Source organism: Streptomyces sodiiphilus (assembly GCF_039529215.1).
GTDB classification, from domain to species: domain Bacteria; phylum Actinomycetota; class Actinomycetes; order Streptomycetales; family Streptomycetaceae; genus Streptomyces; species Streptomyces sodiiphilus.
Map to the genome: position 1 here is coordinate 1 of NZ_BAAAMJ010000014.1, position 7,873 is coordinate 7,873.

Genomic DNA, 7,873 nt, shown 5'->3' on the forward strand with positions numbered 1-7,873 from the left:
CCCCAGCAACGCCTGTCCGCGAGCCATCAGCGCCCGCGGCTTAGCCCTCGCCACCAAGCCGGCCAGTTCCTCAAGCGAACGCCCATCGAACTCGCTCATAACCCCCACCCTCTCCCCAGAGTCGATCACGGCACCCCGCCCCGCTCCTCCCCAACAGCGCCGGGCCGAGCCTTGGAGCTCGCCCGACGAGCACGGAGAAGCCACGCCCACCAACAGATCGTAGCGACAGTCTTCAGGGCCGGTGACCCTCCGGTCCGGCACCCGGCCCAGGCCGCCCCGGCCCTGATGAACAGAACCCAAAGGGTCGCGCATGTCCGGCAAGGGCTGTACGCCTGACCGTGTTTGACGTGCCGATCGGGAAGAGCGAGGCCCGGCACTGCTCGCCACGCTGAGAGGCCGGAAGCCCTGGATCACACGGGCCACGCTTCCGGTCCCGGACGCGCAGGCGATGAGGTAGAACAGCCGGGGCGTGGGCGGAGTGGACGCGGTCGGTCAACTTCATCTCGAAGGACAGGATTCCGCCCCACGTGAAGCCGCCTCCTGCCTGGGCCGCCGGCCCGGCTCCCGTCTGCGTACTGCTGGTCTCTCAGGTTGTCCCGGTGTCTTGTCGCCGCCGCATCCACCAGGCAGCCAGCCCTCCGGCGACGATCACCACACCGGCCAGCCCGAACAGCACGGCCGGTCCTCCGGTGCTGCGGTCCTCGCCACCGCTCTCCGCGGCCCGTTCCTCCGGGCTGTCCTCGGCCCCCGCCGACGTACCCGCGGATCGCGTGCCTGCCTCCTCGTCAGACCCGCCGCTCGTCCCCGGCTCCTCCTGCTCCCCGGCCGAAGGTTCTGGTGTCGCAGGCGGGTCCAGCGCCGCCTCGTACCGCTCGAACATCGGGTTCATGTCCGGGTCTCCGGGATCCCCCTCGCCGTCCAGAATTACCCGGTCCGGACGCACTGTCCCGTACCCCACATAGTGGTTGCGTGGCGTCTTCGATGGCCCGTCAGCCGTCTCCATCATCACCCGCAGCACCTGATTCTTCGTCCACTCGGGGTTCGCCGACCAGATCAACGCGGCCGAAGCCGAAGCCAACGCAGACGCGTTACTCGTACCCTCTCCGACGCACATATCGCCTGAGGGAAAGTCGCATCTCAAGGGAATATCGCTTCCGGGAGCCGCCAACCCCACAAACGACCCGTGAGCCGAGTACGGTGCGCGCTCGCCGTCGCGTCCCGTTGCGGCGACTCCAATGGTGCCTTCCTGAAGGGCGAAAAGAGGCAACTTTGTTTCCCCGTCTCCGCCATTGCCGGCGGCCACAAAAATCAGCTTGTCTTGACGTGACGCCTCAGAAATTGCTGCATCGATCTTCGCCTGTTGCCTGGTAGCGCTTCCATAATTTCCCACGGCAATGCTCAGGATCCGTGCATCCGATTGTGCTGCGAACTCGATGGCTTCAATGATATTGTCCTCAGGGGCTGCGAGTTCGAACCCGTCCGGCTGGTTGGCTACCCGGAGCGGAAGGATCTTTGCCTCGGGGGCAAGTCCCTGTACTCCTCCGCCTGCTCCCGTTCCGGCCACCAGGGCGGCCATGGCTGTCCCATGGCCATCGTTGTCCAGCTGGCCGGTTCCTTCTCCTGTGAGAAAGTCCATGCCCTCAAGGACCTGGCCGCGCAGTTCGGGAGCGGTTGGGTCGACGCCGGTGTCGATGACCGCAACAGTGATGCCCCGGCCTTGCGACTGCTGCCACATCTCATCGGCCCGGAAATCTTCCAAGTACCACGCCTGTTTCCGCTCGTCGGCCGCAGCATAATCTGCTGCGGAGATTGCTACGAGGAGCAATGACGCCAGCGCACCGAAAGCCCGTATTCCTCTCCTCACTGCTGACCTTTCCGTAGTCGTGAGAAATAGATGAGCGCAGGGGAGAGTTGTAATCCGGACTGCGTACGATGAATGAGTCGCTGCCGGAGGCTCACCAACAGAATCATCGTTTCCTCGTCGGCTTCTCGTCATGGGCTCGTCCGCTGATCGGGTCCGGGGGCTCCGGCGACGTTGCTGCTGTCCTTGGGGAGTGCCCGTGCAGTGTGGTCGTCCTGGACTTTCCGTCCTCCTGAGATGGGCGCCGCCCTCTTCCCGGACTTCCGCTGAGTACTGTTTCTCGCCTGTCCGGGCGGAGAAGGGTTGACTACAGGGCCGATACGCTGCTGTGTGCGTCGGTCCGGGCCGTTTCTGTGTGTGCCCGCGGGGGCCTCAGGGCCAATGACAACGCCTTTTGGGAAGCCACGAACAACCTGTGGGGCCTCGGCGGGCCGAGGGATTCCTTCCACCACTCCGCCCTTGCTGCCGGGGTGCGCACTCCTCGCGCCCTGGCCTCCCGTCTTGCCCTGGCCGCCCGAGGAGCCGGATCCGGTTCGGCGTCCCACCGGTGACGCCTGTGATTCTCCGGGGCGGTTGGCAGGCCGTCCGGCACCGCCCTCCCCTCCACCCGGTGAAGGACGCCCTACCAGCGGGCTCCGGGCACCAGGCTGATCTGCCGGCCCAACCGGTGGACGCGCTGCGCCCGCCGGCCCTCCTGGCTGGAGCGCCCCTCCTCGGTACCTTCCCGTCGCCGGCGGTCCTGGGAACGCTCCCTTGGGATTCGGCGCAGCAGGTGCCTGCGCTACCGGCAACGCGCCAGGGGAGGCATGCCCCGCGCCCCCCTGTCCCCCCGCTCCGGCTCCTGGAACGGCGGGACCTCCTCCAACGGGCGAGGCGGGCGAGTACACGCCCTGACCCACGGAACCCACGGACGTGCCCACACGCCCCTCATCCACGGGCACCCGAACGTCCGACGCTGCCATTCCCCGGCTTGCGCCGCTCTCCTGAGGCTGACCGCTGGCTGGTTCGGGCTGCCGAAACTCGGGTGGTACATCCGATGACGTGTCGGAGGAACTGTCGTCATGCGTAACGGGGCCCCTGCCCGTAGCTGATGCCTCTCTTCCCGGTGGGGCGCGGAACATCGGTTCTTCCGCGTTCGCCATGCGTTGGGCGGCCACCCGGTAGTGCGAGGAGAGCCGTTCCATGACGCGGATGGCTTCCTGGCGGTTCTCCTCCGCCCGTGCTGCCGCCACCTCGTCGAGGAAGTCCGCCCCCACGAAACCCGACCCCGTCGCTGACCCCCGGGAGGAGTCGACCACCGGACCGGCAGCAGCCGCGGGCATCGACGACTGCGCCTCCGACAGCGCCTGCCCCGCCTGCAGAATCGCCTCACCCACATGCCGGACGAACTCATCCAGAACCTGGGACTCCCTGCGGAACAACCGCCCCCACTCACGGAAGGTGTCAGCGGCCTGCCCCTCCCACGCCATCCGGTCGATCCGGCCCGCGATCACCGCACCCGTCTCGTTCAACGCCTCCGCAAGCCCCAGCAACACCTCACCACGAGCCATCAGCGCCCGCGGCTCAGCCCCCGCCACCAACCCCGCCAACTCCTCAAGCGAACGCCCCTCGAACTCACCCACATGCCCCACCCCTCTCCAAGACGATCACGGCACCCCGCCCCGCTCCTCCCCAACAGCGCCGGGCCGAGCCNCCACATGCCCCACCCCTCTCCAAGACGATCACGGCACCCCGCCCCGCTCCTCCCCAACAGCGCCGGGCCGAGCCTCGGAGCCCGCCCGCCCAGCACGGAGAAGCCACGCGCACCAACAGATCGTAGCGACAGCCTCATGGGCAGTAACCCTCCGGCCCGGCACCCGGCCCACTCCGCCCCGGCCCTGACGGACGGAAACCAAAGGATCGCGCATGCCCGGCAAGAGCCGTAGGGCCTGCCCGGTCTGAAGTGCCAACCGGGAAGAGCCGAGGCCCCCGGCACTGCTCGCCACGCTGAGAGGCCGGAAGACCCGGATCACACGGGCCACGCTTCCGGTCCCGGACGCGCAGGCGATGAGGTAGAACAGCCGGGGCGTGGGCGGAGTGGACGCGGTCGGTCAACTTCATCTCGAAGGACAGGATTCCGCCCCCATGTGAAGCCGCCTTCTGCGTGGGCCGTCGGCCAGGGGCGTTGCGTGAAGGTGCTTCGCCAGGTCTGCCCGTGATGTGTCGTCATGGCAGGATCGGTCCGGTTCTGGGGGTGGGACGCAGTACAGGCACGGTGCCGGTGATCATGTGAGTGTCTACGTCCCATGAACACCGAGCGAGCCCGTGCCTGCCCCTGCATCATCGCCTACCGCCGCCCCGCTGGGCCAACTGGCCTCGATATCCGCCCCGGCACCACTCCTCGATGCCGTTGACCTGCGAACATTCCTGACCGGGATACCCGATCCCAGGGGCCGTAAAGGCCGGATCTACCCCTTCACCGCACTGGTCTGCGCGGTGGCCGCCGCCCCTCCTGACCGGCGCGAAATCGCTGGCCGCGATCGGGGAATGGATCACCGACGCGCCGCCCTGGGCCCTGCGGACACTCGGCTTCACTCCCGACCCGTTCACCGGGCAAATCTCCGCCCCGCACCCCGCGACCATCCGCCGCCTGCTGGAACGCCTCGACGGCGACGCCCTCGACCGAGCCGTCGGCGCGTTCCTCGACACCCGCTCGGCCACAAGCGTCACGGTGGACAGGCCGGCCGCGCGGGCAATCCGCCGGGCCATCGCGGTAGACGGCAAGACCGTCCAAGGCTCCCGCACCGCCGAGAGGAACGCGGTGGTCCTGCTCGCCGCGATGGACCACGCCGGAAGCGTCCTGGCCCAACGACAGATCACCGACAAGAGCAACGAGATCCCTACCTTCGCGCCGCTGCTGGACTCGATCGAGGATCTGGAGAACACCGTGATCACCGCGGACGCCCTGCACACTCAGCACGCCCACGGCGCCTACCTGCGCGGACGCGGCGCCCACTACCTGGCGATCGTGAAGAAGAACCACGCCAAACTCTTCGACCGGGTCCGTTATCTGCCCTGGCGGGACATGCCGCTGGAGCACTACGACCGCACCCGCGCCCACCACCGCATCGAGATCCGTCGCCTCAAGGCCGCCGCGTTCGACCACCTCGACTACCCCGATGCCAAGCAGGCCCTCCAGATTGTCCGCTGGAGGATGGACCGAAGCACCGGGCAGCTGTCGATCGAACGGATCTACCTGATCACCAGCCTCGCCGCCGGCGCCGCAACCGGCACCGAACTCGCCTCCTGGATCAGAGGGCACTGGGGCATCGAGAACCTCCTGCATCACGTCCGTGACCGGACCTTCCGCGAGGACGACTCCAAGATCCGCACCGGCCACCTGCCCCGCACCATGGCCTCCTTGCGAAACCTCGCCGTCGGCGTCCACCGCCAGAACGGCCAGGCCAACATGGCCGCCGCCGTCCGCCGAGCCGCCCGCGACTACCGTCGCCCCCTGACCGCCCTCGGCCTCACCTGACGAACCCGGACAAGATCACTTCACGCAATGACCCTGGGCCGTCGGCCCGGCTCCCGTCTGCGTACTGCTGGTCTCTCAGGTTGTCCCGGTGTCTTGTCGTCGCCGCATCCACCAGGCAGCCAGCCCTCCGGCGACGATCACGACACCGGCGAGCCCGAACAGCGCCGCCGGTCCTCCGATACTGCGGCCCTCGCCGCCGCTCTCCGCGGCCCGTTCCTCCGGGCTGTCCCCGGCCCCCGCCGACGTACCCGCGGATTCCGTGCCTGCCTCCTGGTCATCCCCGCCGCTTGTCCCCGGCTCTTCCTGCCCCCCGGCCGAAGGCTCCGGCGTCGCAGGCGGGTCCAGCGCCGCCTCGTACCGCTCGAACATCGGGTTCACGTCCGGGTCCCCGGGGTCCCCTTCGCCGTCCAGAATCACCCGGTCAGGACGCACGGTCCCGTACCCCACATAGTGATTTCGCGGCGTCTTCGATGGCCCGTCAGCCGTCTCCATCATCACCCGCAGCACCTGATTCTTCGTCCACTCGGGGTTCGCCGACCAGATCAACGCGGCAGAAGCCGAAGCCAACGCGGACGCGCTACTCGTACCACCTTCCCGGACACACACCTCACCTGCGGGAAAGTCGCACCTCAAGGAGATCTCTCTGCCAGGAGCCGCCAGCCCTACGAACGACCCGTGAGCCGAGTACGGTGCGCGCTCACCGTCACGCCCCGTGGCCGCCACTCCAATGGTTCCCTCCTGGAAGGCGAACAAGGAGTTCTTTATGTCGTTATCTGCGGAGTTGCCGGCGGCCACGAAAATCAACTTGTCCCGGCGTGCCGCCTCGGAAATCGCCGCATCGATCCTCTCTTGTTGTCTGGTAGCATTTACGCGACTTCCCACGGCAATGCTGAGGATCCGGGCATCCGAGTTCGCTGCGAATTCAATGGCCTGGATCATGTTGTCCTCGATGGCCCCGAATTCGAAGTCATTGGTCGGCTGGTTGGCCACCCGGAGCGGAAGGATCTTTGCCTTGGGGGCAAGTCCTTGCACTCCTCCGCCCGCTCCCGTTCCGGCCACCAGGGCGGCCATGGCTGTCCCATGGCCATCGTTGTCCAGCTGGCCGGTTCCTTCTCCTGTGAGAAAGTCCATGCCCTCGAGGACCTGGCCGCGCAGTTCGGGAACAGTGGAATCGACACCGCTGTCGATGACCGCAACGGTGATGCCCTGGCCTTGCGATCGCTGCCACATCTCGGCGGCCCGGAATTCTTCCAGGTACCACGCCTGTTTCCTCTCGTCAGCCGCAGCCTGATGTGACGTGGGGAACGCTAGTAGCATCAAGGACGCCAGCGCGCCGATAGTCCGTATCCCTCTCCTCACTGCTGACCTTTCCTTTTCGTAAAAAAGCCGACCGCAGAGAGAGCAGCGATGCGGACCGGCCATGAGAATGAGTCGGCTCCAGAGGCGTACTCACAGAGCCCGTAGTTTCCGAAGTTGCTGTCTGTCATGGGCCTGGCGGCTGATCGGACCCGGGGACTCCGGCGACACTGCTGTTGCCCTTGGGAAGTTCCCGCGCGGTCCTCGCATCCCGCACCTTCCGGCCTCCCGAGATGGGCACCGTTCCCTTCCCGGACTGCCTGGCACCGTTCTTCCGTTGTCCGGAAGAGGAAGGGCCAACTACAGGGCCGGTACGCTGCTGAGCGCGTCGGTCCGGGCCGTTCCCATGTCTGCCCGCAGGTGCGTCAGGGCCAATGACAAAGCCTTTCGGGATACCTCGAGCAATCTGTGAGGCCTCGGCAGGCCGGGGAATTCCACCCACCACTCCGCCCTTGCTGCTGGGGTTCGCGCTTCTCTTGCCCTGGCCGCCCGAGGAGCCGGATCCGGCTTGGCGTCCCACCGGGGGCGTCTGTGGTTCTCCGGGACGGTTGGCAGGTCGTTCGGGACCGTCCGTCCCTGCGCCTGGTGAGGGACGTCCTACCAGCGGGCTGCGGGCACCAGGCTGGTCCGTCGGCCCACCCGGTGGACGCGCTGCGCCCGCCGGCCCTCCTGGCTGGAGTACCCCTCCTCTGTACCTTCCCGTCGCAGGAGGTCCTGGGGACGCTCCCCTGGGATTCGGCGCAGCAGGTGCCTGCGCTACCGGCAACGCGCCAGGGGCAGCATGCCCCGCGCCCCCCTGTCCCCCCGCTCCGGTTCCTGGAATGGCGGGACCTCCTCCGATGGGCGAGGCGGGTGAGTGCACGCCTTGACCCACGGAACCCACGGACGTGCCTACGCGCCCCTCATCCACGGGCCCCTGAACGTCCGGTGCCGCCCTGACTCGGCTTGCGCCGTTCTCCGGCGGCTGCCCGCCGGCCGGTTCAGGCTGCCGGGAACCGGGCGGGACTCCCGGCGACGTGTCGGAGAAACCATCGTCACGCGTAGCGGGGCCCCCGTCCGTGTTCGGGAACGTTCCTGCCAGTGGCTCCGGGAAGACCGGTTCTTCCGCGCTCGTCATGCGTTGGGCGGCCACCCGGTAG

At 67.7% G+C, this 7,873-nt stretch carries 3 protein-coding genes; 1 reads left to right on the forward strand and 2 read right to left on the reverse strand.

What is annotated here, in order from left to right:
* Window positions 1–586 precede the first annotated feature (586 nt).
* Entirely contained in the window at window positions 587–1,825 is a 1,239-nt protein-coding gene (locus ABD299_RS08520) for a S8 family serine peptidase (protein ID WP_344260025.1), read from the reverse strand.
* A gap of 2,566 nt (window positions 1,826–4,391) precedes the next feature.
* On the opposite strand from ABD299_RS08520, the gene ABD299_RS08525 reads away from it, so the two are divergent.
* Window positions 4,392–5,378, forward strand: a complete 987-nt coding sequence (locus ABD299_RS08525; protein ID WP_344260029.1) for an ISAs1 family transposase — start codon at window positions 4,392–4,394, stop codon at window positions 5,376–5,378.
* Window positions 5,379–5,453: 75 nt separating this feature from the next.
* Here ABD299_RS08525 and ABD299_RS08530 read toward each other — a convergent pair whose 3' ends face one another.
* On the reverse strand, window positions 5,454–6,608 hold the full coding sequence (locus ABD299_RS08530; protein WP_344260027.1) for a S8 family serine peptidase: 1,155 nt from the start codon (window positions 6,606–6,608) through the stop codon (window positions 5,454–5,456).
* Between the last annotated feature and the right edge of the window lie 1,265 nt (window positions 6,609–7,873).